The following is a 23420-nucleotide window of genomic DNA, read 5'->3' as shown; positions in this document are numbered from 1 at the left end:
ACCTTTTTAGTTCGAAAAAATATATAGAAAAGAGAAAGAAATATGGCAGAAAAAACCTATCCAATGACCCTAGCTGAAAAGCAAAAATTAGAACTTGAATTAGAAGAGTTGAAATTAGTTCGTCGTCCAGAAGTTGTAGAGCGGATTAAAATTGCTCGTTCTTACGGAGACCTTTCAGAAAACAGTGAATACGAAGCAGCTAAAGACGAACAGGCTTTTGTTGAAGGACAAATCTCAAGCCTAGAAACAAAGATTCGTTATGCTGAAATTGTCGACAGCGATGCTGTCGCTGTTGATGAAGTAGCGATTGGAAAAACCGTTACTGTTCAAGAAATTGGCGAAGACGAAGAGGATGTTTACATTATTGTTGGTTCAGCTGGAGCGGATGCTTTTGCTGGTAAAATCTCAAATGAAAGTCCAATCGGTCATGCCTTAATTGGTAAGAAAACAGGGGACACTGTGACGATTGAAACTCCAGCAGGAAGCTACCAAGTGAAAATCTTGAATGTGGAAAAAACAGAATAAAAAATGAGAGTGAGTCACTCTCATTTTTTTTTTGAAGATGAAGTCTTCTGAAAAACTTTCCTTAGGTGAGTACGGACGTCAGCGAACTTCGAAGAAGTTCCATGACTTAGTTTTGAGACCTTCGCTCTTTAATTTCCAGGCTCAGGCTAAAACAGTTCCCCAAACTGTTTTACTCTCAAAACTCCCAAGTGCCTGAAACAAAATAGTTTCAGGCACTTTTCTCACAGCGGAAAGTTTTTCATCTTCTTAAATAACTAAAAAATAAAAGTCATTTTTTGATAATCATCTAACTGTTTTATGTAAAACAATAGTTTGTATCTATTATTATATGAGAATGAACCACTCTCTTTTTTTGTAGTAATGGAAAAGGCCGAGATGATATCTCGGCCTTTTTACTAGTATTAGTTACGATTGCGTTGTTTTCCAGCGTTTCGTTTTTTGTTTCCGTTAGTTGGAAGGGAACGATTCGCATTGGTTGGATTAGTAGGTGTGATATCTTTTTTAACGCGACGTCCATTGGATGCTGGAGCTTTTGGAGGGTTGTTTTTATATTCCTCAGCAACTTGTTTCCGCAATTTTGGACGGATGAGGTAGTTGATGACAAATTGTTGGATAATCTGTACGAAACCACCGACTACCCAGTAGAGAGTGACACCAGCTGGTGAAATCAAAGAGAAGACGGCAATCATAATTGGACTTACGAGAGCTGTTTTCTTCATAGTTTCTCTTTGGTTTTCATCTTCGATACCATGGAGAGCGAGCATACTTTGAATGTAGTAAAGAACAGCAACAACTAAGGTTAAAGCAAGACTTTTTGAACCGAGACCAATGCCAAGGAAAGAGTCCTTGCTAATACCAGGAGTGTATTGAGCTGCATAAAAAAGGGCAGAGAAGAAAGGCATTTGAATCAACAAAGGCAAACAGCCAATGCCGCCGAATGGGCTGACACCATTTGCTTTTTGAGCATCCATCAATTCAGAGTTGGCCAATAATTTCTCTTCTTGAGTCTCCGCATTTTTGATGCGTTCTTGGATCGGCGCAAAGATTGGTTTGAGGTAGTTCATCTTCTCAGACTGGTAGGTTGCCTTCCATGATTGATAAATACCTAGTGGGAAGATGATGACACGAACAATCACTGTTACGAGGATAATCCCTAGACCAAAGCCGAGGCCAAGATCTGTCGCAAAGAAATTGATGGCTTCCCCCATCGGTTTTCCAAGGAGATTCCAGACGAAACCGGTTGGTTGTTTGGTTGTCTTGTCGATGCTGACACATCCTGTTAAGAGGAGGAGGGCTGACAAGCTGAGAACAGCAAGTAGATAACGTTTATATTTTTTCACGAGTTATAATCCTTTAATTTTAAATAATACCTTTCTATTCTACTGTTTTTTTATCAAATTAACAATAGTTCTCTAGACTTAATTTGAAATTTTAAAATCTTTGTAGGGTTCGAAGTTTGCCAGATGGACGTCTAGATAAGAAACCTTTGAAAAAGGAGTAGGACCTTTTCGTATTTCTTGGATAAATTTAGCCATGCGGGCATTGTCTGCGCAGGCGGCAAGGATAGTGACCGTTCCGTCATCATTGTTCCAGACCCGACCTGTAATACCTCCAATTTCTAATGCTAAGCTATAAACTCCCCAACGGAAGCCAACACCTTGAACCCGACCTTGGGCCGTCATTTCAACTTTTTGCATGCTTGTTCTCCTTGTGCTTGAATTCCTACTCAGGACGGAGAAGCTCCTCCTGTGAATGTGGTATAATAGTCTTATGAATATTATAACCTCTAAGTCCAATAATGGGATCAAAAAAGTTAAAAAACTTCATCAAAAAAAATACCGAATCGACTCCTACCTGATCGAAGGCTGGCATCTTTATGAAGAAGCTATCAATCATCAGGCTCCGATTGAACAAGTCTTTGTTCTGGAAGAGTTTGTAGATAAGGTCAAGAAAGATACGAAGGTGACCATCGTAACTCCTGAGGTTTTAGCAGAAATTGCTGATTCCAAAAGCCCTCAAGGAATTGTGGCAGAAATTAAGATACAGCCAATCCAGCATCTTCAGCTGGCTCAAGGACGGTATTTATTGTTAGAGGATGTTCAAGATCCAGGAAATGTCGGAACCATGATTCGGACTGCTGACGCAGCAGGCTTTGACGGGGTGCTTCTAACTGATCAATCAGCAGATTTGTATAATATGAAAACTTTGCGCTCTATGCAAGGGAGTCATTTTCATCTTCCTGTTATCCGTTTGCCTAAAGAGCAACTCTTAACAGCCATTGAAGAAAGTCAGCTCCCCATCTATGCGACCACCTTGTCTCAGGATTCTATTGACTATAAGCAAGTGGAGAAAGTCCCTGCTTTTGTACTGGTCATGGGGAATGAAGGACAAGGTATTAGTGACCAGATGGCTGAGAAGGCAGATCAGCTGGTTCATATCACCATGCCAGGTCAGGCAGAGAGTCTGAATGTCGCTGTTGCTGCAGGGATTTTGATCTTTTCTATGATTGAAGAATAGTGCGTTAGTCAGATAGAGGAGGTGAGACGCATGTATCGACAAGACAAAGAATATATGGCTGAAGTCGGACATTTGATCCAGCATCCCAAACTTCAAAAATTAAAGGAAATTCCCCACCATATTCATTCCAACCGTTTAGAGCATTCCATTCACGTTAGCTACACCAGCTACCGCATTTCTAAGAAGATGGGCTGGGATACCAAAAGTACAGCAAGGGGAGCTCTCTTGCACGATCTTTTTTACTACGACTGGCGGCAGGTCAAATTTAACAAGAGCCATGCCTGGGTACATCCTCGGATAGCTGTCCGAAATGCCAAAAAGATAACAAGCCTCAATAAAAAAGAAGAGGACATCATCCTCAAACATATGTGGGGCTTGACGCTTGCTCCACCTCGCTACAAAGAATCTTTCCTCGTGACCATGGTCGATAAATACTGGGCGATCAAAGAAGCCTCAGAACCAATGAGAAAAAAGTGGTCAAAGAGGAGACTTTTCCATCGAAAAATGTTAAAATCATAATAATTTAAGTTTGAAAGGAATGATTGATGATGAATCAACAAACCGTTATCCACGAACAAAGTGGTCTTAATAGCTTTTATAGCAAAATTTATTCTCTAGTTGGAGTTGGAGTTGGAGTTTCTGCTGTCGTCTCAGCATTGATGATGACCCTTTTCCAAGAAACCTTCATATATATTCTAACTCAGGCTCCATGGGTCTACTATATTGCCATTGCTGTTGAATTGATTTTGGTCCTGGTCGCTTCGAGACAATCTGTGAAAAACAATCCCATGGCCTTGCCTCTCTTTTTAACTTATTCAGCTCTGAATGGCTTTACCTTGAGTTTCATCATTGCACGCTATGCTCAAGCGACAGTTTATAAAGCCTTCGTCGTTAGTGCCTTGATGTTCTTCATCATGTCTGCCATTGGTCGTGTGACCAAAAAAGACTTGTCTGGAATGGGACGAGCATTTATGGGGGCCTTGATTGGTATTATCATTGCTTCGATTGCGAACATCTTCTTACAAAGCTCTGGTATGGATTATGTCCTTAGCATTCTTTGTGTTATCATCTTTGCAGGTTTGACTGCTTGGGATAACCAAAAGATTCGTTATGTCTATGAACAATCCAATGGTCAGCCAACCAATGGTTGGGTTGTTGTTTTGGCTTTGGAACTCTATCTTGATTTCATCAACTTGTTCATCAATATCTTGCGTATTTTTGGACGCAACGATTAATCGAAAGAGCCGGGAAACCGGCTTTTTTTGTTGGAAAACTTGTGATATACTAAAGAAAATTGATAGAAAAGAGAATCTTCACATGAAACGTCCATTTATTAGTAGAGAAAGATTAAAACAAATTACGGAAACCTATCCAACTCCCTTTCACCTATATGATGAAGCTGGGATCCGGCAGACAGCTCGTGCCCTCCATCAAGCCTTTTCTTGGAATCCAGGCTTTAAGGAGTATTTCGCTATCAAAGCGACCCCTAATCCAGCCATCCTAAAAATCCTCAAAGAAGAAGGCTGTGGCGTGGACTGTGCTAGCTATGTGGAGTTGCTGATGGCACAAAAATTAGGGTTTACAGGCAAAGAAATCATGTTTTCTTCCAACAATACACCGGCTGAAGAGATGGTCTTTGCCCGTCAGCTAGGAGCGACTATCAACTTGGATGCCTACGAAGATGTAGCCTTCCTACAATCTGTTGCGACACTACCGGAGGTCATCTCTTGCCGCTATAATCCAGGAGGGGTGTTTGAACTGGGAACGGATATCATGGACCATCCTGAAGAGGCTAAGTTTGGCATGACCAAGGAGCAATTGATCCAAGCATTTACGGAGTTGAAAGATTTAGGAGTCAAACGATTTGGGATCCATGCCCTCTTAGCTTCGAATACCGTCTCCAATGATTACTATCCAGAATTGGCTAAGCAATTATTCCAGTTGGCAGTAGAAGTGGTTGAAAAGACAGGGGTGACTTTGGACTTTGTCAACCTCTCCGGTGGGGTTGGAGTGAACTACAAACCAGAAGACCAACCAAATGATATTGCTGTGATTGGGGAGGGTGTTCGTCGGGCTTACGAGGACATTTTAGTTCCGGCCGGCTTAGATCAAGTGAAAATCTATACGGAATTGGGCCGCTTTATGCTGGCATCCCATGGCCTATTGGTCACCCATGTCACCCATAAGAAACAGACTTATCGAACCTATCTAGGAGTAGATGCTTCGGCTGTCAATCTCCTCCGTCCCGCTATGTACGGTGCCTACCACCATATCACCAATCTGGATCGTCTAGATGGAGAGACCGAAGTAGTAGATATCGTTGGTAGTTTGTGTGAAAACAATGACAAGTTTGCCAAGAATCGGGAATTTCCTGTCTCTGAGATTGGAGATCTTTTGGTCATCCATGATACAGGAGCGCATGGTTATTCTATGGGTTATCAGTACAATGCCAAGCTTCGCTCTGCCGAGATTTTATTAGAAGAATCGGGCCAAACTCGTCTCATCCGACGGGCCGAAAAACCAGAGGATTACTTTGCAACATTGTATGGCTTTGACTTTGAAAAATAGGGCCTTTTTGGTATAATAGAAAATGTGTAAATATTGAATTTAGGAGAAAAACACTTATGTCTACATTTTTGACAATTTTATTGATTATCCTTGCTTTCTTTGGTGGAATGTTGGCAGGTATGTACCTACTTCGCAAGCAGTTTGAAAAAGAATTTGCATCAAACCCACGTTTGAATGTTGAAGCGGTTCGTACATTATTGGGAGCTAGTGGTCAACGTCCAAGTGAAGCGAAGGTACAACAAGTTTACCGTCAAATTCTGAATCAACAAAAAGCATCTTTGAATACGAAGAAGAAATAAAAGCAAAACAGATGACACAATAAAATAAGTAGGGGACTTTAAGATTTTTCTTGGTCCCTTGTTTTGAAAGGAAGGCAGATGGACAATCGACCAATTGGTTTTTTGGATTCGGGTGTCGGAGGGTTGACCGTTGTACGCGAATTGATGCGGCAACTTCCCCATGAAGAGGTGGTCTATATTGGTGATTCTGCCAGAGCACCTTATGGTCCGAGACCAGCAGATCAAATTCGTGACTATACTTGGGAGATGGTTCGTTTTCTCCTAACGAAAAATGTGAAGATGATTGTTTTGGCCTGTAATACGGCGACAGCCGTTGTATGGGAAGAGGTGAAAGAAGCCTTGGACATCCCTGTTTTAGGAGTGATTTTGCCAGGAGCTTCCGCAGCGATCAAGGCGACAAAAAGCAAACGAATTGGGGTGATTGGGACTCCAATGACGGTTGCCTCAGATATTTATCGGAAAAAAATTCAAAGCCTGTCACCAGAAATGGCAGTAGAGAGTTTAGCTTGTCCGAAGTTTGTCCCTCTGGTAGAATCCAATGAGTTGCAGTCCAGTGTTACAAAAAAAGTCGTCTATGAAACATTGAAACCTTTGGCTGGGAAAGTGGATACGCTGGTTTTGGGATGCACCCATTATCCTCTCCTTCGCCCTATTATTCAAAATGTCATGGGGCCAGAGGTTCAATTAATTGATAGCGGTGCTGAGTGTGTCCGGGACATCTCAGTCTTGCTCAACTATTTTGAGATTAATCGCAGTCGCCAACTGGAGGATTGCCATCATCAGTTTTATACAACGGCCAATGCAGCCAGTTTTGCAGCGATTGCTAAGACTTGGTTGCATCAAGTCGTTCATGTGGAGCATGTAGAATTATGAACCAAAAGATATATGAATACAAAGATGCCTTAAATTGGTTTCTAGCTGAATGGGGAGATCGGAGTGACTATAACGAATATAGTGAAGTCTCTTCAGAAGCTTCTGAGCTTGTTGACTTAGTAGAATCACTAGTTGGAGACACAGACTTGGGCTTCCCCCTAAATGTAACGGTTGTTCGTTACGCCTCTAGCTTACAGTTTTTGACCTTCCTCTTTCAAATCGTAGAGGAAACAGTAGGTCGGAAAATTGAAATCGTGCAACGTCAAGGAGCTCTTCTCATTGTAGAAGGAGAGCAACTGCTCTCTGTTTATCTGCCTAAGAATGGTCTTCCACTTGCAGATTTTTTGGGTCAGGAAGGCCTCAAGGATCGCTTGCTTATCGCAACTCGGAATGAAGGAAAAACCAAAGAGTTTCGTCAGATTTTTGAGCAAATGGGCTTTGAAGTCGAGAATCTCAATGACTATCCAGATCTTCCAGAAGTCGCTGAAACAGGAATGACATTTGAAGAAAATGCTCGCTTAAAAGCTGAGACAATTTCACAGCTAACAGGGGAAATGGTCTTGGCGGATGATTCAGGACTTATGGTCGATATTCTTGGGGGCTTACCAGGTGTCTGGTCTGCTCGCTTTGCAGGTGTGGGAGCGACCGATCTAGAGAACAATGCCAAGCTCTTACATGAGTTGGCGATGGTCTTTGAATTGAAGGATCGGTCAGCAAAATTCCACACAACCTTAGTGGTTGCCAGTCCTGGTAAGGAAAGCCTTGTTGTCGAGGCGGATTGGCCAGGCTATATCAATTTTGAACCAAAAGGTGAAAACGGGTTTGGGTATGATCCCCTCTTTTTAGTAGGAGAAACAGGTAAGACATCTGCTCAACTAACTCTAGAGGAAAAAAATCAACAATCGCATCGTGCCTTAGCCGTGAAGAAATTAGTGGAGGTATTCCCAACATGGCAGAACAAGTAATCATCGTCATGAGCGATTCTCATGGAGATCGTCAGATCGTAGAAGAGATCAAAAACCACTATAAAGGTAAGGTCGATGCCATTTTTCACAACGGGGATTCTGAGTTAGAAAGTACCGACCCTGTATGGGAAGGCATTCATGTTGTTAAAGGGAACATGGACTTTTATGGGGAGTACCCAGAACGGTTGGTGACGCAATTGGGTCCTACCCGAATTATTCAAACCCATGGTCATCTTTTCCAGATTAATTTTAGTTTTCAAAAGTTAGATTTGTGGGCCCAAGAAGAAGATGCAGATATCTGCCTCTATGGCCATCTGCATATTCCGGATGCTTGGAAAGAAGGGCGTACCCTTTTTCTAAACCCAGGGTCAATCAGTTTACCGAGGGGGCCCATTCAAGAGTGCCTTTATGCTAAAGTAGAAATTGGTGCAGATTCCTATCGAGTTGAATTTTTAAATCGGAAGCATGAGGTCTATGAACCTCTTACAAAGGAGTTTGATCGATGATCGCCAAGGAATTTGAAGAATTTATTCTTCAAGAAGAAAAGACTTTTTTGACACCAGCGCGGAATTTGGCTGTTTTAATTGATACCCACAATGTGGATCATGCCATCTTGGTGCTGAGTCAAATTAGCTACACTCGTGTTCCTGTTGTGACCGATCAGATGAAGTACGTAGGGACGATCTCTTTAACAGACATTCTTTCTTACAAAATGAAACATGATTATTCTGATGAAGTCTTTTCATCCATGGATATCGTTCATATGACGAAGAAGGATGGAGAGTACTTAGGAAAAGAGTATAATTTGACAGAAGTCTTGCATAAGTTGGTAGAGGAATCCTTTCTACCAGTTGTTTCAGAGGATGGAGTCTTTGAAGGGATCATCACTCGAAAATCCATTTTAAAAGCCATCAACTCCCTCATGCACAATTTCTCAATTGAATATGAGATGAGGAAAAAATGAAAGAATACATAGCTAGTTTTATCAAAGAAAAAGACTTAAGTGAAAATTCACAGACGGCCTATTCTTATGATTTGGATCAGTTCGTGGATACTGTTCATAACCATGTCTCAGATACCAATCTTCGAATTTATCAAGCTTCGATTAAGGATTTTAAACCAGCTGTTCAAAAACGGAAGCTATCAGCCGTCAACCAATTTCTGTTTTATCTTTATCAGCACCAGGTTATTGAGGATTACCATCGTTTGGTCCTTCCAAAAGTCTCTGTGCCGAAAAGCCACGATCAAGAACTATTGGACTTATCCCTCTTGTGGGAAGGATCAGACTTATCCCAAGGGCGCTTGATTGCCCTCTTGATTGTTGAGATGGGCTTGTTGCCTAGTGAAATTCTTCAGTTGAAAATCGTTGATATTGAACTGGATTTTCAGGTTTTACGAGTAGGAAAAGAAGGACAGAAACGGGTTTTGCGTATCCCGGATGCACTTCTGGGAGAGTTGACAGATTTGATGACAGGGACTTATTTATTTGATAACAAGGGCAAGGCCTATTCACGTCAGTGGGGCTTCCGTCAATTAGAGTCCTTCCTATTGGAAAAAGGTTTTGAAAATCTTTCGGCGCAATCCTTACGGGAACAATACATTTTAAAACAAAGAGAACAGGGGATGGATTTGTTTAGCATCGCCCGAGAGCTCGGTTTAAAAACCCTAGTAACCCTAGAAAAGTATAAGTAATGGATATTAAAATAAAGGATTTTGAAGGTCCCTTGGATCTTCTCTTACACCTCGTTTCAAAATATCAGATGGATATTTATGAGGTTCCTCTAATTGAGGTGATCGAGCAGTACTTGGCCTATCTGACGACCCTCCAAGCCATGAGGCTAGAGGTTGCTGGTGAATACATGCTGATGGCCAGTCAGTTGACCTTGATTAAGAGTCGGCGTCTCCTTCCAAAAATTGCGGAGCAAGCAACGGATGAAGAAGATTTAGAGCAAGACCTCCTGTCTCAAATCGAAGAGTACCGGAAGTTTAAACTATTGGGTGAAAAGATGGCCCTTCAACACGAGGAGAGAGCCCAATATTTTTCAAAACCCAAAACGGAATTAGTCTATGATGATGCAGAATTGGTCCATGACAAGACCACGATTGATCTTTTCTTGGCCTTTTCAAAATTGTTAACGAAAAAGAAAGAAGAATTTCGACAAAATCATACGACCATTGTTCGAGACGAGTATAAAATTGAAGACCTGATGAATGTTGTTCGTCACCTGTGTCAGCCTGGTAAGAGAATCTTGCTACAAGATATTTTTGAGGAAGCCAAGGATGTCAACGAACTGATTACAGTCTTTTTGGCGACTTTGGAATTAATTAAAGTACAAGAAGTTGAGGCTCTTCAGGAAGAACCATTTGGAGATATTATTTTAGTAGGATTAAAGAATGAGTAAAATTGCAGAGATGGAGGCCCTCTTGTTTGTTGCAGGAGAAGATGGTTTGACGGTGAGGCAGATTGCCGACCTCTTATCCCTTCCTCCCACAGGGGTGATTCAAAGTTTAGAAAAATTGGCCCAGAAATATGAGCAGGATCAAGATTCTAGTATGGCCTTATTAGAGACAGCGTCAACCTATAAATTAGTGACTAAATCCCAATATGCAGAGCTGTTACGTGAGTATTCAAAGTCACCAATGAATCAAAGTCTCTCTCGGGCTGCCTTGGAAACTCTCTCTATCATTGCCTATAAACAGCCGATTACTCGGATTGAAGTCGATGATATTCGAGGGGTTAACTCAAGTGGAGCTATTTCAAAATTACTTTCTTTTGAGTTGATTCGAGAAGATGGGAAGAAAGAAGTCATTGGGAGACCTAATCTCTATGTGACGACAGATTACTTTTTGGATTACATGGGGATAAACCATCTAGACGAGCTACCAATTGTTGAAGAGACTGAGTTAATCGGTCAAGAAAGCCAATTATTTACAGAAAGAACTGAGGAAATTGATGAGAATTAACAAATATATTGCTCATGCTGGTGTCGCAAGCCGCCGCAAAGCAGAGGAATTGATTAAGCAAGGCCTTGTCACTGTAAATGGCCAAGTGGTCCGTGAATTGGCGACAACGATCAAGTCTGGAGACAAGGTAGAAGTAGAAGGTCAACCAATATACAACGAGGAGAAGGTTTACTACCTCTTAAATAAACCAAGAGGGGTCATCTCCAGTGTATCAGACGATAAAGGGAGACCAACTGTTATTGATTTGTTACCGCAAGTCAAGGAACGGATTTATCCTGTTGGTCGTTTGGACTGGGATACCTCTGGGGTCCTCATTTTGACTAATGATGGTGATTTTACGGATGAAATGATCCACCCGCGTAATGAGATTGATAAGGTTTATGTTGCGCGCGTGAAGGGATTGGCCAACAAAGAAAACTTGCGTCCCTTGACTCGTGGTGTGACCATTGATGGCAAAAAGACCAAGCCAGCAACCTATGAGATTCTAAAGGTTGATCCAGAAAAGAATCGCTCAGTTGTCCAATTGACCATCCATGAAGGACGCAATCACCAGGTCAAAAAGATGTTTGAAGCCGTTGGCCTCTTGGTGGATAAATTGTCCCGGACCCAATTTGGAAATCTAGACGTTTCTGGACTTCGTCCTGGTGAATACCGCCGTCTCAATAAAAAAGAAATCAGCCAATTGCATACCCTTGCAGTGACAAAGACGAAAAAATAATGAAGAAATGTGCGATTGGTCTTGTTCGTCTCTATCAACGCCTTCTTTCTCCCCTCTTTCCACCCTCCTGTCGCTATAGTCCTACCTGTTCCAACTATATGATTCAGGCTATTGAACGGCATGGTTTGAAAGGGATTCTGATGGGGCTTGCCCGGATTCTTCGTTGCCATCCCTGGAGCAAGACTGGAGTAGATCCAGTTCCAGATCATTTCAGTCTGAGAAGCCACCTAGAAGAAGAGAAAAGCGAAAATTAAGTTAGAGCAAACTTTCATAAGAAGTCTCACTCAGAGCAAAGAAAAAAGTTTTGGAAATTCTCCAAAACTTTTTGTTTTTAGCGATCGGACCAAGTGCGAGGCATAAAGAGCAGTAACATCGGGTAGATTTCTAACCGTCCTGCAATCATGGCAATTGATAGTAAGAATTTAGAGATGGGGCTAAAGATAGCGAAGGTATCCGTTGTCCCAATCATCGGTCCGATATTGTTAAAGCAACTAAAGACTGCACTGACAACCGTCATAAAATTGTTGCTGTCAAAGCTGACAACCGCAATGAGGGCGATCGTAATCAAGGTATAGACTACGAAATATTTTAAGATTTTGTGCTGGGTGTCTTTATCCAAGGCAGTGCCATTCACATGCAGGGTCATCACCCGATTGGGTGAGAGAGTCGAACGAATTTGATTCTTCCCGATCCGAGCTAGAATTAAGCAGCGAATCACTTTTAGTCCCCCAGCCGTTGACCCAGCGGATCCACCAACCACCATGAGCATGAGAAGGAGGAACTGAGAAAAGAGCGGCCAATCAACAGTATTGCCAAAACCAAATCCAGTTGTGGTAATGACATTGGAGACTTGGAAAAAGGACATTTCAAAACTATCTGCAAAATTATGATAGAGATGGAAAATGTTGCAGGCAATCATAAGGGAAGAAACCCCGACAATCATCAGGTAGGTGCGAAGTTCTTCATCGCCGAAGAAGGCTTTGAACTTGCGAAGCATGATGTAGTAATAAAGGTTAAAATTGACCCCAAAGACCAAGACTCCAAAGCTGACCAAATAGGTGATGAGCGTCGAATGGTAGTGAGCAATCCCGTCATTGAAGACGGTGAACCCACCAGTACCAGCAGTCCCCATAGCAATGATAAAGCTATCATAAAGAGGCATGCCAGCACAGAAGTAGATTACGACAAAGAGGAAGAAGAGGGCTAAATAGAGGTAATAAAGGATTTGAGCTGTGTTCTTCAATTTGGATACAATTTTACCAAATACGGGACCAGGCACTTCTGCTTTCATCACTTCGAGGTGGCTGTTCTTATTGTTGTCCATAATAGCTAGGGCAAAGACCAGCACCCCCATCCCTCCGATTAAGTGGGTGAAACTACGCCAGAAAAGAAGGGAAGGACTGAGGACGGAGACATCATTTAAAATGGTTGCCCCTGTAGTCGTAAAACCAGAGCTAACTTCGAAAAATGCATCAATGATGTTTGGGATTTGTCCTGAAAAGACAAAAGGAAGAGCACCAAAGAAGGACCAGAGGATCCAACATAAAGCCACAATCAGAACGCCTTCCTTGGCATAGATGTGAAAATCTTTGGGTTTGAAAAAGGAACCAATGCCTCCCAATACAAGGAGGATGGCAATGGTTGCAAATAGGGAGATAAAGACAGTCGGGCTATCCTTGACAACAAAATCGTTCTTTAGATTGAGAAGTGCAACCACAATCGGCACACAGAGTAACATGGCTTCAATCAGAAGGAGTTTTGCTAAAAGGTAGCGAATCATACTTTTGTTCATGGCTTACCCCTCTAACAAATCATAGATTTTAGTGATGTTGCTGATTAGGGTAGTAACGATAATGCGATCCCCTATCAAAAGATGGTCATCTCCAGTTGGGAAAATAGCTTTCCCGTTTCGAATAATGGCTGCGATGAGAACACCTTTTTTCAATTTCAGTTGTGCCAAAGGTTTGCCCGTCATTTTGTTTTCTTCGCGAATCTGGAATTGAAGGGTCTCGATTTGACCGTTGGCGACGTGGTGCAAGGCTTCAAGATTTGAATAGCGGGCATTATAGCGACCACGAATGAAGTGCATGATGGTGTCCACCGCAATTCCTTTAGGTGTCACAATACTTGAAAAATCTTGCCGATCAATAATTTCCAGTAGGCTAGTCCGGTTGACCTTGGTAATATTCTTTTGAACACCTATGCTATTTAGGAACATAGAAGCGATAATGTTTTCTTCATCGACCCCTGTTAGAGTCGCCACGGCATCAAAGTTACCTGCGCGCTCTTCCATTAGAATATCTTTTGATGTCCCATCTCCCTGGATAACATAAAGATCCGGGAATTCTTGACTAAACCATTCTGCCCGTTTTTGATCGATTTCAATGACTTTTAAGTCAATCTTCCGTTTGCTATTTTCCAAAATATTTAGGAGATAGTAGGAAATCTTGCCAGCTCCAATCAGAAGCAGACTTTTAACAACTTGCGGTCGAATGCTATTGTGAAAACTCACAATTTCCACTCGATTTCCAGTCATGAATATTTTATCAAAGGCTTGTAAAGTGAAGTCGCCATCTGGAATCGTTAATTGACCTTGCCGTTCGATAGCACAGATAATGATGTTTCCGTATTTCTTTCTGAATTGAGAAAGAGTCATCTGGCAGAGTGGGCTTTCCTCCTTGATTTTGAACTCCATGAAGGCTACTCGCCCACCAGCGAAGTGCTCAACAGATAAGGCATTTGGGAAGTCAATGCTATTAGCAATGTAGCGAGCAGCAAGAAGCTCAGGATTGACAACTAGAGAGAAGCCGAGAATATTTTTTTCTTTAAAATAAGAATTTGAGTATTCCGGATTGCGGACCCGGACAATGGTTTCTTTGGCTCCCATTTTTTTGGCTAAGACGGCAGAAACCATGTTGACTTCGTCTTGCTCTGTTAGGGCGACAAAGATGTCACAGTCGGCTACATCTGCTTGTTCGAGAATCTTAAAGTTGGCACCATTTCCAACAATACCAATGATATCGTAGCGTTTGGTAATATGATTAACAACGGCTTCATCTTGTTCGATCAAGATGACATCGTGATTTTCTGCGACGAGGGAACGACAGAGTGCTGTTCCGACTTTACCGCCTCCAACTACAATAATTTTCATGAATATTTCCTCCAAAGTATGATTCTATCTTACTCTATTTTCAAAAAAAAATCACCTCTTAATAGTGGAGATAGGGCATAAAGGGGCAGATTCTCTAAACTACATGAAAGAGAATGTAAAAAAGTGAAATTTTTTTGTCGAAATAGTTGACAGGAGGCATGAAAGTGGTATACTGATACAGTAACCTCATTGATTTACCTCAAACCTGTTGTGAGTTAAGTTAATGAAGTCGTAACCACGCTGTTTGCTGAGCTTGACTCCGGGCAGTGTGGCTATTTTTTTGCCAGAAATGAGATCGTGATGAATATTGAAGAATTAGCTTATACAGAAACCAAATCAAAAAACCATGTAGTTCTCTATCAACCTCAAATTCCCCAAAACACAGGGAACATTGCTCGTACTTGTGCAGCTACCAATGCCCCCCTTCACATCATTCGGCCCATGGCTTTTCCTATCGATGATCGGAAGATGAAACGTGCGGGACTGGATTATTGGGATAAGTTGGATGTTCGCTTTTACGACAGCTTGGATGAGTTTATGGAGGTTGCAACTGGAGGAAAGGTCCACCTGGTTTCAAAATTTGCTGATCAGACCTATTCGAATGTAAATTATAATGATAATTTAGAACATTATTTCATCTTTGGTCGTGAGGACAAAGGCTTACCAGAGGATTTTATGCGGCTCCATGCTGAAAAGGCAATTCGGATTCCGATGAATGATGAACATGTTCGAAGCTTGAATGTCTCCAATACCGTTTGTATGATTGTCTATGAAGCCCTCAGACAACAGGAGTTTGCAGGCTTAGAGCTGGTCCATCAGTATGATGGAGATAAGTTGAAGTAGAGCAAATGCTCTTTACAAAAGTCCACTTGTTGTAACTTTTGATATTACAAAACACTTGCAATAGCAGGTGTTTTTTGTTATGATTAAGGGGTCTTCAGGGCAGGGTGTAATTCCCGACCGGCGGTGACTTTTACTAGCTATTTTGGCTTACTCGTCGTTGTCTTGTCTCGATATACGGTAGTATTATCTTCGACTGCAACGCCTAGATTAATCCAAAATATCTTCGTAAAAGAAGTCCGCGAGCGCAAGCTGATGTGGTGCGATTCCACAACCGACAGTATAGTCTGGATGGGAGAAGACGAGAGAGGAACAAACCTGTTCTTATTGACGATGGACTTGATGGAAATTTTGTTGATTGTATAAGAAATTAGTCTTTGCACTTTTTTCTTGTAGCATCAAGGCTTTTTTCGTCAAGTATTAAGGAACTGTTTAAGTTTTCTTTAAAACGATTGAAATAGAATAAGGGTAAGGGAATCTTTCCAACTTCTTCTAATTTTAGTAAAAATTGGAGGAACCTGTGATGACAAATACTCGAAAACTGACCCTAGTGGCTGTTTTATCTGCACTTTCTTTTCTATTGATGTTTTATCAACTATCAATAGGGATTGATTTTTTAAAGGTTGACTTTAGTACGATTCCAATCTTACTCGCCTTAGTTCTGTTAGATTTGAAGAGCTCAGTTGTGGTGATTTTGATTCGATCGGTTCTCAAGTTGGTTCTGAATGGTCGAGGAGCTGAGACCTTGGTAGGCTTACCAGTTAACATAATTGCTGTCTTAGTCTTTGTCTTAGCATTTGCAGTCATTTGGAATAAGAAAAAAACTCTAGCACGGTTTGTGATAGCTAGTCTGGTTGGGACCATTGGTTTAACCCTTTCCATGCTCCTAGTTAATTATTATTATGCCATCCCTCTCTATGCTAAATTTGTTGGATTTGATATAGCGAAGATGGTCGGAGTTGAAAAGTATCTTCTCAGTATGGTTGTTCCCTTTAATCTAATAGAAGGACTGATTTGGGCTGTTACCTTCTGGATGGTATACACCGTCGTACAGCCCCTACTTAAAATCTATGAAAAATAAACAATCTCATTTTCTAAAGGGCTCTTTTGCCCTTTTGTTATTTATGATTCTGGGTTATGTAGTCAAATTTTATCCGGAAAATTTAGTCGGAATCGATCAACCGATTCAATCGGCTATTCGCGGGGACTTACCAGCCTATTTGACTGCCTTCTTTACCCGTGTGACAGTGCTGATGAACACACCAGTTGTCGTATCCTGGGTTGGCGTCATTGTCCTCTTCTTTGTCTGGAAGAAATGGTATACGGAGGCCTTCCTCCTCATTGGGAGTTTAGTCACAACTGGATTACTCGTGGTGATTCTGAAACACATCTATCTGCGCCCACGTCCAGCACTTCAACACTTGGTACAAGAGGGTGGCTATTCTTTTCCGAGTGGTCACTCTTTAGCAGCCACCCTCGTATTTGGTGGTTTGATTATTATTGTAGGACAACGCATGACCTCTCAAGTCGGAAAAGTCCTGGCTCAGATTGCCCTCTTCCTTTGTATGGTAACCATTGTTGTATCTCGTGTCTACGTTGGGGTTCATTACCCGACAGACGTAACAGGAAGTATGCTTTTGGGATTCGGTCTTTTACAAATGGTCTTTCCTTATTACGACCGTTTGCGTTTTGAATGGCGCTTTAAGAGTAAGCAGAAGTAAAGCATGAACGATTTATTTGAAGAAAAGGTCCTAAGGGTCGTTGCTCAGATTCCCCTGGGATGTGTGGCCACTTATGGTCAAATTGCCCAACTTATTGGCTATCCTCGCCACGCCCGCCAGGTCGGCAAGGTCTTGGCAACTTCTACAAAAGATGTAGCCTATCCTTGTCATCGGGTCGTGACGTCTACTGGTCGCTTGGCTCCTGATTGGGAAGAGCAAGGCACGCTTCTCTGGGCAGAAGGGGTAGAACGGAAAAAGAATGGCTGTGTCGATCTTAAGAAATACAAATGGAAAGCAGAGGAGACTCAACTTTGAGTTCACTTTGCTTTTTTGCTATAATGAGGGGTATGAAATCCTATTCGACCTTAAATGATTATTATCGAACTTTATTTGGAGAAAAGACCTTCAAAGTCCCGATTGATGCGGGATTTGACTGTCCCAACCGTGATGGAACAGTTGCTCGTGGGGGCTGTACTTTTTGTACAGTTTCTGGTTCTGGGGATGCCATCGTAGCGCCAGATGCCCCTATTCGGGATCAGTTCTATAAAGAAATTGACTTTATGCACCGTAAATGGCCGGATGTCAAAAAGTATTTGGTCTATTTTCAAAATTTCACCAATACCCATGAAGCTGTTGATGTCATTCGGGAGCGCTATGAGCAAGCCATCAATGAGCCAGGTGTCGTAGGGATAAACATCGGGACACGGCCAGACTGCTTGCCAGATGAAACTTTAGCCTATCTAGCAGAATTGACAGAGCGCATGCATGTGACCATTGAGCTGGGCTTGCAGACGACTTATGAAGCAACTTCTGAACTGATCAACCGGGCTCATAGTTATGAGCTCTATGTAGAAACGGTGAAGCGGATTCGCCAACAGGTTCCTAAGGCAGAGATTGTTTCGCATTTGATTAACGGTCTGCCAGGGGAGACGCATGAGATGATGGTAGAAAATGTCCGTCGTTGTGTGACGGACAATGAAATTCATGGCATTAAATTGCACCTGCTCCATCTCATGACCAATACCCGGATGCAGCGAGACTACCATGAAGGGCGATTGCAATTGTTGAGTCAGGAGGAATACGTGTCGGTCATCTGTGACCAACTGGAGATCATTCCTAAGGAGATCGTCATCCACCGGATTACAGGAGATGCTCCACGCGAAATGCTGATAGGACCGATGTGGAGTCTCAATAAGTGGGAAGTACTGAATGCCATTGAAACAGAAATGCGTCGTCGAGGAAGTGTTCAAGGCTGTAAAGTAGGAAAATTGGAGGAGTAGCATGTTGCGACCATTAGAAATGGCCCATGATTTTCTTAGGGAAGTCATTACAGATCAAGATACCGTCGTTGATGCGACCATGGGCAATGGCCATGATACCCTTTTCTTGGCTAAACTAGCCAAAGAAGTCTATGCATTTGATATCCAAGAGCAGGCCTTAGTCCATACGCAGAAGCGTTTGGAAGAAGCTGGCCTTTTCAACGCCCACCTTATTTTAAAGGGGCATGAAGAAGTAGATAGTTATGTCGACCAGGTCAAGGCAGCTATCTTCAACTTAGGCTATCTTCCTTCAGCAGATAAGTCGATTATTACCCAGCCCAGAACAACGATTCAAGCAATTGATAAGTTATGTCACTGCTTGGTCAAGGGTGGGCGGATTGCCATTATGATCTATTATGGTCATGAAGGTGGAGATATAGAGAAGGACGCGGTTTTATATTTTGTCTCCCAACTTCCTCAACAAGAATTTACGGTCACTAGTTACCGGATTCTGAACCAAATCAATCATCCCCCATTTTTAGTCATGATTGAAAAATTAGAAAGTTATCGCCATGGATAAAGAATTTTTAAAAAATAAAATTGAAGATCTTCGCCACAATTTTGTGGAGTCCACCTCTCATGAACGTGCAGTCGGTTTTTTGGATGAAGCACGGATGAGCAAAAAGATGATCAAAATCAAGAAGAAGCTGGTCTCTCTTGAAATGGAACGTTGCCAGAAGAAAATTGAGCACAAGGATCTGACAAAGATTGATCAAAAGATCCAAGAACAAAAGCAACTCTTTGAGGACTGTTGTAACCAACGATCAGGAGGATAAGGGATGGAGATTCTTGTCTATGCCATTGTCTTTTCCCTGATCCTGATTGTCTCCAATGCGACCAATAAGTTGATTCCGACCTTGTCCCTCCCCTTGATCCAGATCGTCCTTGGGATTGGGATTGGCTTTCTCTTACCCAATTCGGAGTATCACTTAGATACCGAACTCTTTTTGGCCTTGGTTATTGGACCATTACTCTTTCGAGAAGCAGAAGAAGCAGACATTACCTCGATTTTGAAGCACTGGCGCATCATTGCCTTTTTAATCTTCCCAGTCATTTTTATTTCGACCCTTAGCTTGGGCTGGATGGCTCATCTCATGTGGATGGGAATTCCTTTGGCTGCTTGTATGGCAGTTGGGGCAGCGCTCGGTCCGACAGATTTAGTGGCCTTTGCCTCTCTATCGGAACGCTTTTCCTTTCCAAAACGAATCTCCAACATTCTAAAAGGAGAGGGCTTGCTCAACGATGCTTCAGGCTTGGTCGCCTTTCGTGTGGCACTGGCTGCATGGACCACTGGAGTATTTTCCTTGGGCCAAGCTAGTTGGGACTTGGCTATCTCCATTTTAGGCGGTTTTGCGGTAGGGATTGTGACAGCAGCTATCAACCGTGGGCTTCAAAAACTACTGCTCAGTGTTCGGGCAACAGATATTGCCAGTGAACTCATTTTAGAATTGAGTCTTCCTTTGTTAACCTTCTTTATCGCAGAAGAGATCCATGTGTCGGGGATTATTGCGGTGGTCGTGGCTGGAATTCTAAAGGCTAACCGGTTTAAGAAAATTACCCTACTAGAAGCCAAAGTCGATACGGTCACGCATACGGTTTGGAATACAGTCAATTTTGTCCTCAACGGTTCTGTCTTTGTCCTCTTGGGGATGGAGCTAGAGATGATTTCTGAGCCAATTCTTAGGACTCCCTTTTACAACAATCTGCTCTTGATTGTGACAGTTCTCTTATTGACGGGACTCTTGTTCCTCATTCGCTTTTTGATGGTGTATGGATTTTACTGGTACAGGGGTTTCCAATTGAAAAAATCCATTGACAAGTATCTGAAAGATGCCCTCTTATTGACCTTTTCAGGGGTCAAAGGAACGGTGTCTATTGCGACCATTCTCTTGATACCAACGCATTTAGAAGCAGAATATCCTGTTCTCTTGTTTTTAGTAGCAGGGGTCACTTTGTGTAGTTTCTTACTCGGCCTTCTCATCCTACCGAAGCTCTCCGAAGACAAAGAGGAATCCAATGATCATTTGATGCACATTGCTATCTTGAACGATGTCGTCATGCTATTGGAAAAAGAGTTGACGGTGACCAAGCAGAAGGGTCCTTTGTATGCGGCGATTGATAATTATCATGGGCGGATAGAAAATATGATTCTCAGTCAGGAGGATAAGGCGACTCAAAGAGACTGGGAACAACTGAAACTCCTTATTCTTAGTATCGAGAATGATGGTTTGGAACAGGCTTATGAAGAAGGAAAGATTCGAGATAGAAGTTACCATGTCTATCAACGTTATCTTCGATCCATGGAGCAGAAGGTCAACCGCAATCTGTCATCCCGCCTGACCTATTATTTCTTGGTACTCTTCCGCTTGCTCCGACTGCTTTTGCACGAGCTTGTGACCTTTGGATCAGGTATTCGGGCATGGAAAAACGGAGAGAATTACAAGCTCGAAGCCATTGACTATGACCAGATTGCTGCCTTGTATTTGGCCAATACAGAAATTATTATCGAGAGTTTGGAAAACCTAAAAGGGGTTTATCGCAGTAGCTTGGTTTCTTTCCTTCAAGAATCACGCTTGCGTGAAACGTCTTTGATTACCAGTGGAGCCTTTGTAGAGCGGGTTATCAATCGGATCAAGCCCAATAATATTGATGAGATGCTAAGAGGTTATTACCTGGAGAGAAAACTCATTTTTGAATATGAGGAACAGCATTTGATTTCGGCCAAGTATGCGCGTCGCATGCGGCAAAATGTCAACGAATTGGAAAACTATTCCTTAAGAGAAAGTGCCAATACTCTTCCTTATGACATGATCAATTACGCTCGAAATCGATGAAAATGCTTTTCAGCTAAATAGAAGAAAAGAGATTGGTGACGCTTGTCCCAATCTCTTTGTTTTGTATCTTAGCAGACTATTGATTACTGGTCTGGTTGAATGTAATAGCGGTCCTCTCCGATTGGAATTAGCTGGACTTGTCCTCCATAAAAGTCTGATAGAGTTGCTTGGGTGAGGATTTCCTTCTTAGATCCTTGAGCAAAACTTTGTCCGTCTTTGAGGAGAAGAACATGGCTAAAGGACTTGGTGATTTCCTCTGCATGGTGGGTGACAAAGAGAATGGTCGGTGCCTTTTCCATCTGTTTGATCTGGTGGATCAGTTGAAAAATCGCTTCCCGAGCAAACAAGTCGAGCCCACTTGAGGCTTCGTCAAAGATAAGAAGATCGGGTTCTTCCATGAGACTGCGGGCGATAAGAATCGTCTGTTTTTCCCCTTGAGAGAGAGTCCGGTATTTTCGCCCGATTAAAGAAGCAGCACCGATGCGACGCAACATGGATCGTGCTTCATCGAGTTCTTTCTCTCCATAAGTTGTATAGAGAATGCTACTCTTGTATTTCCCAGTGAGGACGATTTCTTCCGGAGAAAGAGATTCAGGAATACGCTCAGAAATAAAGGAGCTGACCACTCCGATTCGCTTGCGGAGCTCAGGAATGCCCCCTTGTCCAAATTGTGTCCCGAGAACGGAAACCTCTCCTTCCGTTTTCCAATATTCCGCCATTAAGAGACGAAGTAGGGTTGATTTGCCAGCACCATTTAGTCCAAGGATGGCCCAGGTTTCCCCCTTATTGACGGTCCAATTCAAACGTGAAAGGAGATTTTTCCCTTCTTTTCTGAGAGTGACGTCTTTCAGTTCAATTAAGCTATCTTTCATCTTTTTAACCTTCATAAAAATATTCTCTATTTTACCATAAATATGATAAAATAGCAGATAGGAGGAAAGGGATGTTTCATAAAAGTAAATTATTTTTCTGGACCTGTGAAGTCCTAATATTAACGATTATATTCTATATTTGGGGAAGTATGGGAAGTCTCATTTCTCCATTTGTATCTGTTCTGAATACCATTATTCTTCCATTTTTAATTGCTGGTTTCTTGTATTATATCACCAACCCAATCGTAGAATTTTTGGAAAAGAAATTTCATCTGAATCGAATTTTGGGCATTCTATTAACCTTGGTAACCCTTTTTGGATTGATTATTTATGGGATTGTTTATATCTTGCCTATTTTGATCAATCAGTTGACAAGCTTGATTAATTCAACCCAAGGTTTGTATTGGGAAGTGCAAAGTTTTGTAACGAAGTTATCTAAGAATCCAGCCTTTCAGAGTATCAATATCCAATCGACCATTCAGCAACTAAACCTATCTTATGTAGATATTCTACAGAATATCTTGAATAGTGTGACCAATAGTCTGGGTAGTGTGGTATCGACAATTGTCAATACGCTCTTTATTCTCGTCATGACCCCAATTTTCTTGGTTTATTTCTTGATAGATGGGAAGAAGTTACTTCCGATGTTGGAGCGGACCATCCTGAAGAATGACCGACGGAATATTACCTCTCTCTTAGTGAGCCTCAACCAAACGGTTTCTCGCTATATTAGTGGAATTTCTATTGATGCCTTGATTATTGGAACTCTAGCCTTTATTGGATACAGTTTTATCGGTTTGAAGTATGCCTTGGTCTTTGCGATTTTTTCAGCCTTGGCCAATCTCATTCCTTATATTGGACCGACGATCGGCTTGATTCCTATGGTGGTCACTTATGCTTTTACCGATTTCAATATGATGGTTAAAGCAGTCATCTTCATGTTGATTGTTCAACAAATCGATGGAAACATCCTTTATCCACGGATTGTCGGAGGCGTAATGAAGGTGCATCCCATTACGATCATGGTCCTCTTGCTCTTATCCAGTAACATCTATGGTGTAATTGGAATGATTGTAGCGATTCCGGTTTATTCGATTGGTAAAGAGATTGTAAAATTCCTCGCAGCCTTGTATGAAAGTCATAAAAAGACACAGAAGCAGCGCAAGCAGGAAGAATTTGGGATTATCAATAAATCCTAGTAGAATAAATACAAAGGGAATGGACAACCATTCCTTTTTTTGTTTATATAACATG

The 23420-nt window shown here is 42.0% G+C and carries 29 protein-coding genes and 1 riboswitch; of the genes, 24 read left to right on the top strand and 5 right to left on the bottom strand.

All coding sequences use genetic code 11. The annotated features are described in order from the left end of the window. The first annotated feature begins 42 nt into the window (after window positions 1–42). Window positions 43–525 (top strand): transcription elongation factor GreA, encoded by a 483-nt coding sequence (greA, locus tag EL081_RS07775; RefSeq protein WP_006595775.1) that lies wholly within the window; start codon window positions 43–45, stop codon window positions 523–525. Between the two features lie 401 nt (window positions 526–926). Here the strand turns inward: greA and yidC are convergent, their stop codons facing one another. Both yidC and EL081_RS07765 read right to left on the bottom strand, forming a co-directional pair. Further along, window positions 927–1865 carry a membrane protein insertase YidC gene (yidC, locus tag EL081_RS07770; RefSeq protein WP_126404700.1) on the bottom strand — a complete coding sequence of 313 codons (939 nt, stop codon included), beginning with the start codon at window positions 1863–1865 and terminating at the stop codon, window positions 927–929. A 78-nt stretch (window positions 1866–1943) separates the two neighbouring features. Continuing rightward, window positions 1944–2222, bottom strand: coding sequence for an acylphosphatase (locus EL081_RS07765; RefSeq protein ID WP_126404699.1), 279 nt, complete (start codon window positions 2220–2222; stop codon window positions 1944–1946). Between the two features lie 73 nt (window positions 2223–2295). Here EL081_RS07765 and EL081_RS07760 point away from each other — a divergent pair, with 73 nt between their 5' ends. From EL081_RS07760 to yidD, 14 genes are all read left to right on the top strand, one after another. After that, window positions 2296–3042: a TrmH family RNA methyltransferase gene (locus EL081_RS07760; RefSeq protein WP_126404698.1), complete on the top strand. Its 747-nt coding sequence runs from the start codon at window positions 2296–2298 to the stop codon at window positions 3040–3042. Window positions 3043–3072: 30 nt separating this feature from the next. Next, window positions 3073–3561, top strand: a complete 489-nt coding sequence (locus EL081_RS07755; RefSeq protein ID WP_048715413.1) for an HDIG domain-containing metalloprotein — start codon at window positions 3073–3075, stop codon at window positions 3559–3561. Window positions 3562–3590: 29 nt separating this feature from the next. Then, window positions 3591–4277 carry a Bax inhibitor-1/YccA family protein gene (locus tag EL081_RS07750; RefSeq protein WP_126405068.1) on the top strand — a complete coding sequence of 229 codons (687 nt, stop codon included), beginning with the start codon at window positions 3591–3593 and terminating at the stop codon, window positions 4275–4277. Between the two features lie 82 nt (window positions 4278–4359). Further along, a complete protein-coding gene (locus tag EL081_RS07745; protein ID WP_126404697.1) occupies window positions 4360–5610 on the top strand; it encodes a diaminopimelate decarboxylase in 1251 nt (416 codons plus the stop codon). A 56-nt stretch (window positions 5611–5666) separates the two neighbouring features. Continuing rightward, entirely contained in the window at window positions 5667–5909 is a 243-nt protein-coding gene (locus EL081_RS07740; protein ID WP_006595782.1) for a YneF family protein, read from the top strand. Window positions 5910–5987: 78 nt separating this feature from the next. Continuing rightward, the gene (gene racE, locus EL081_RS07735; protein ID WP_006595783.1) at window positions 5988–6782 is read left to right on the top strand and encodes a glutamate racemase; all 795 of its coding nucleotides are present in this window, start codon (window positions 5988–5990) and stop codon (window positions 6780–6782) included. Then, the gene (locus EL081_RS07730) at window positions 6779–7747 is read left to right on the top strand and encodes a nucleoside-triphosphate diphosphatase (RefSeq protein WP_126404696.1); all 969 of its coding nucleotides are present in this window, start codon (window positions 6779–6781) and stop codon (window positions 7745–7747) included. The genes racE and EL081_RS07730 overlap by 4 nt, the downstream gene beginning before the upstream one ends. After that, window positions 7732–8253, top strand: coding sequence for a metallophosphoesterase (locus tag EL081_RS07725; RefSeq protein WP_126404695.1), 522 nt, complete (start codon window positions 7732–7734; stop codon window positions 8251–8253). The genes EL081_RS07730 and EL081_RS07725 overlap by 16 nt, the downstream gene beginning before the upstream one ends. Beyond that, window positions 8250–8711 (top strand): cyclic-di-AMP-binding protein CbpB, encoded by a 462-nt coding sequence (gene cbpB / locus EL081_RS07720; protein WP_126404694.1) that lies wholly within the window; start codon window positions 8250–8252, stop codon window positions 8709–8711. The genes EL081_RS07725 and cbpB overlap by 4 nt, the downstream gene beginning before the upstream one ends. Further along, window positions 8708–9439: a site-specific tyrosine recombinase XerD gene (xerD, locus tag EL081_RS07715; RefSeq protein WP_006595787.1), complete on the top strand. Its 732-nt coding sequence runs from the start codon at window positions 8708–8710 to the stop codon at window positions 9437–9439. The genes cbpB and xerD overlap by 4 nt, the downstream gene beginning before the upstream one ends. Then, window positions 9439–10149, top strand: a complete 711-nt coding sequence (locus tag EL081_RS07710) for a segregation/condensation protein A (protein ID WP_048715402.1) — start codon at window positions 9439–9441, stop codon at window positions 10147–10149. The genes xerD and EL081_RS07710 overlap by 1 nt, the downstream gene beginning before the upstream one ends. Further along, entirely contained in the window at window positions 10142–10711 is a 570-nt protein-coding gene (scpB, locus tag EL081_RS07705) for an SMC-Scp complex subunit ScpB (RefSeq protein ID WP_023024095.1), read from the top strand. Before EL081_RS07710 ends, scpB begins: the two co-directional genes overlap by 8 nt. Continuing rightward, a complete protein-coding gene (locus EL081_RS07700) occupies window positions 10701–11429 on the top strand; it encodes a pseudouridine synthase (RefSeq protein WP_023024093.1) in 729 nt (242 codons plus the stop codon). The genes scpB and EL081_RS07700 overlap by 11 nt, the downstream gene beginning before the upstream one ends. Beyond that, on the top strand, window positions 11429–11683 hold the full coding sequence (yidD, locus tag EL081_RS07695; protein ID WP_048688293.1) for a membrane protein insertion efficiency factor YidD: 255 nt from the start codon (window positions 11429–11431) through the stop codon (window positions 11681–11683). The genes EL081_RS07700 and yidD overlap by 1 nt, the downstream gene beginning before the upstream one ends. Window positions 11684–11760: 77 nt before the next feature. On the opposite strand, the gene EL081_RS07690 is transcribed toward yidD, so the two are convergent. Both EL081_RS07690 and trkA read right to left on the bottom strand, forming a co-directional pair. Continuing rightward, window positions 11761–13221: a TrkH family potassium uptake protein gene (locus EL081_RS07690; RefSeq protein ID WP_126404693.1), complete on the bottom strand. Its 1461-nt coding sequence runs from the start codon at window positions 13219–13221 to the stop codon at window positions 11761–11763. A 3-nt stretch (window positions 13222–13224) separates the two neighbouring features. Continuing rightward, window positions 13225–14580, bottom strand: a complete 1356-nt coding sequence (gene trkA / locus EL081_RS07685) for a Trk system potassium transporter TrkA (RefSeq protein ID WP_126404692.1) — start codon at window positions 14578–14580, stop codon at window positions 13225–13227. 300 nt (window positions 14581–14880) lie between these two features. Here trkA and EL081_RS07680 point away from each other — a divergent pair, with 300 nt between their 5' ends. The 8 genes from EL081_RS07680 to EL081_RS07645 all read left to right on the top strand — a co-directional run bounded on the left by EL081_RS07680 (window position 14881) and on the right by EL081_RS07645 (window position 21294). Then, window positions 14881–15423: a tRNA (cytidine(34)-2'-O)-methyltransferase gene (locus EL081_RS07680; protein ID WP_126404691.1), complete on the top strand. Its 543-nt coding sequence runs from the start codon at window positions 14881–14883 to the stop codon at window positions 15421–15423. A gap of 86 nt (window positions 15424–15509) precedes the next feature. Further along, a riboswitch (FMN riboswitch) is annotated at window positions 15510–15727 on the top strand. 216 nt (window positions 15728–15943) lie between these two features. Continuing rightward, on the top strand, window positions 15944–16501 hold the full coding sequence (locus tag EL081_RS07675) for an ECF transporter S component (RefSeq protein WP_006595795.1): 558 nt from the start codon (window positions 15944–15946) through the stop codon (window positions 16499–16501). After that, window positions 16491–17141, top strand: coding sequence for a phosphatase PAP2 family protein (locus tag EL081_RS07670; protein ID WP_126404690.1), 651 nt, complete (start codon window positions 16491–16493; stop codon window positions 17139–17141). Before EL081_RS07675 ends, EL081_RS07670 begins: the two co-directional genes overlap by 11 nt. Window positions 17142–17144: 3 nt before the next feature. Beyond that, entirely contained in the window at window positions 17145–17456 is a 312-nt protein-coding gene (locus EL081_RS07665) for an MGMT family protein (RefSeq protein ID WP_126404689.1), read from the top strand. Between the two features lie 23 nt (window positions 17457–17479). Further along, entirely contained in the window at window positions 17480–18421 is a 942-nt protein-coding gene (locus EL081_RS07660) for a TIGR01212 family radical SAM protein (RefSeq protein WP_126405067.1), read from the top strand. A gap of 1 nt (window position 18422) precedes the next feature. Next, window positions 18423–18980 carry a tRNA (mnm(5)s(2)U34)-methyltransferase gene (locus EL081_RS07655; protein ID WP_126404688.1) on the top strand — a complete coding sequence of 186 codons (558 nt, stop codon included), beginning with the start codon at window positions 18423–18425 and terminating at the stop codon, window positions 18978–18980. Then, the gene (locus EL081_RS07650) at window positions 18973–19236 is read left to right on the top strand and encodes a hypothetical protein (protein ID WP_126404687.1); all 264 of its coding nucleotides are present in this window, start codon (window positions 18973–18975) and stop codon (window positions 19234–19236) included. Before EL081_RS07655 ends, EL081_RS07650 begins: the two co-directional genes overlap by 8 nt. Before the next feature lie 3 nt (window positions 19237–19239). After that, the gene (locus tag EL081_RS07645; RefSeq protein ID WP_126404686.1) at window positions 19240–21294 is read left to right on the top strand and encodes a cation:proton antiporter; all 2055 of its coding nucleotides are present in this window, start codon (window positions 19240–19242) and stop codon (window positions 21292–21294) included. Between the two features lie 83 nt (window positions 21295–21377). Here the strand turns inward: EL081_RS07645 and EL081_RS07640 are convergent, their stop codons facing one another. Continuing rightward, on the bottom strand, window positions 21378–22181 hold the full coding sequence (locus EL081_RS07640) for an ABC transporter ATP-binding protein (protein ID WP_126404685.1): 804 nt from the start codon (window positions 22179–22181) through the stop codon (window positions 21378–21380). A 56-nt stretch (window positions 22182–22237) separates the two neighbouring features. On the opposite strand from EL081_RS07640, the gene EL081_RS07635 reads away from it, so the two are divergent. Then, window positions 22238–23365 carry an AI-2E family transporter gene (locus EL081_RS07635; protein WP_126404684.1) on the top strand — a complete coding sequence of 376 codons (1128 nt, stop codon included), beginning with the start codon at window positions 22238–22240 and terminating at the stop codon, window positions 23363–23365. Window positions 23366–23420 lie beyond the last annotated feature (55 nt).

Origin of the sequence: Streptococcus viridans, assembly GCF_900636365.1 — a bacterium.
In the GTDB taxonomy this organism is placed as follows: domain Bacteria; phylum Bacillota; class Bacilli; order Lactobacillales; family Streptococcaceae; genus Streptococcus; species Streptococcus viridans_A.
Note: the sequence above shows the minus strand (reverse complement) of the source record. Positions and strands in the feature narration are given on the sequence as shown.

Bases quoted from the DNA above. Each gene is read 5' to 3' on its own strand.
- cbpB (WP_126404694.1), top strand. From the start codon at position 8,250: ATGATCGCCAAGGAATTTGAAGAATTTATTCTTCAAGAAGAAAAGACT.
- EL081_RS07740 (WP_006595782.1), top strand. From the start codon at position 5,667: ATGTCTACATTTTTGACAATTTTATTGATTATCCTTGCTTTCTTTGGT.
- EL081_RS07675 (WP_006595795.1), top strand. From the start codon at position 15,944: ATGACAAATACTCGAAAACTGACCCTAGTGGCTGTTTTATCTGCACTT.
- EL081_RS07660 (WP_126405067.1), top strand. From the start codon at position 17,480: ATGAGGGGTATGAAATCCTATTCGACCTTAAATGATTATTATCGAACT.
- EL081_RS07665 (WP_126404689.1), top strand. From the start codon at position 17,145: ATGAACGATTTATTTGAAGAAAAGGTCCTAAGGGTCGTTGCTCAGATT.
- greA (WP_006595775.1), top strand. From the start codon at position 43: ATGGCAGAAAAAACCTATCCAATGACCCTAGCTGAAAAGCAAAAATTA.
- EL081_RS07640 (WP_126404685.1), bottom strand. From the start codon at position 22,181: ATGAAGGTTAAAAAGATGAAAGATAGCTTAATTGAACTGAAAGACGTC.
- EL081_RS07710 (WP_048715402.1), top strand. From the start codon at position 9,439: ATGGATATTAAAATAAAGGATTTTGAAGGTCCCTTGGATCTTCTCTTA.
- EL081_RS07730 (WP_126404696.1), top strand. From the start codon at position 6,779: ATGAACCAAAAGATATATGAATACAAAGATGCCTTAAATTGGTTTCTA.
- racE (WP_006595783.1), top strand. From the start codon at position 5,988: ATGGACAATCGACCAATTGGTTTTTTGGATTCGGGTGTCGGAGGGTTG.
- EL081_RS07750 (WP_126405068.1), top strand. From the start codon at position 3,591: ATGAATCAACAAACCGTTATCCACGAACAAAGTGGTCTTAATAGCTTT.
- EL081_RS07645 (WP_126404686.1), top strand. From the start codon at position 19,240: ATGGAGATTCTTGTCTATGCCATTGTCTTTTCCCTGATCCTGATTGTC.
- EL081_RS07650 (WP_126404687.1), top strand. From the start codon at position 18,973: ATGGATAAAGAATTTTTAAAAAATAAAATTGAAGATCTTCGCCACAAT.
- EL081_RS07745 (WP_126404697.1), top strand. From the start codon at position 4,360: ATGAAACGTCCATTTATTAGTAGAGAAAGATTAAAACAAATTACGGAA.
- trkA (WP_126404692.1), bottom strand. From the start codon at position 14,580: ATGAAAATTATTGTAGTTGGAGGCGGTAAAGTCGGAACAGCACTCTGT.
- EL081_RS07725 (WP_126404695.1), top strand. From the start codon at position 7,732: ATGGCAGAACAAGTAATCATCGTCATGAGCGATTCTCATGGAGATCGT.
- EL081_RS07690 (WP_126404693.1), bottom strand. From the start codon at position 13,221: ATGAACAAAAGTATGATTCGCTACCTTTTAGCAAAACTCCTTCTGATT.
- EL081_RS07700 (WP_023024093.1), top strand. From the start codon at position 10,701: ATGAGAATTAACAAATATATTGCTCATGCTGGTGTCGCAAGCCGCCGC.
- xerD (WP_006595787.1), top strand. From the start codon at position 8,708: ATGAAAGAATACATAGCTAGTTTTATCAAAGAAAAAGACTTAAGTGAA.
- EL081_RS07755 (WP_048715413.1), top strand. From the start codon at position 3,073: ATGTATCGACAAGACAAAGAATATATGGCTGAAGTCGGACATTTGATC.
- EL081_RS07765 (WP_126404699.1), bottom strand. From the start codon at position 2,222: ATGCAAAAAGTTGAAATGACGGCCCAAGGTCGGGTTCAAGGTGTTGGC.
- EL081_RS07655 (WP_126404688.1), top strand. From the start codon at position 18,423: ATGTTGCGACCATTAGAAATGGCCCATGATTTTCTTAGGGAAGTCATT.
- EL081_RS07670 (WP_126404690.1), top strand. From the start codon at position 16,491: ATGAAAAATAAACAATCTCATTTTCTAAAGGGCTCTTTTGCCCTTTTG.
- yidD (WP_048688293.1), top strand. From the start codon at position 11,429: ATGAAGAAATGTGCGATTGGTCTTGTTCGTCTCTATCAACGCCTTCTT.
- scpB (WP_023024095.1), top strand. From the start codon at position 10,142: ATGAGTAAAATTGCAGAGATGGAGGCCCTCTTGTTTGTTGCAGGAGAA.
- EL081_RS07635 (WP_126404684.1), top strand. From the start codon at position 22,238: ATGTTTCATAAAAGTAAATTATTTTTCTGGACCTGTGAAGTCCTAATA.
- EL081_RS07680 (WP_126404691.1), top strand. From the start codon at position 14,881: ATGAATATTGAAGAATTAGCTTATACAGAAACCAAATCAAAAAACCAT.
- EL081_RS07760 (WP_126404698.1), top strand. From the start codon at position 2,296: ATGAATATTATAACCTCTAAGTCCAATAATGGGATCAAAAAAGTTAAA.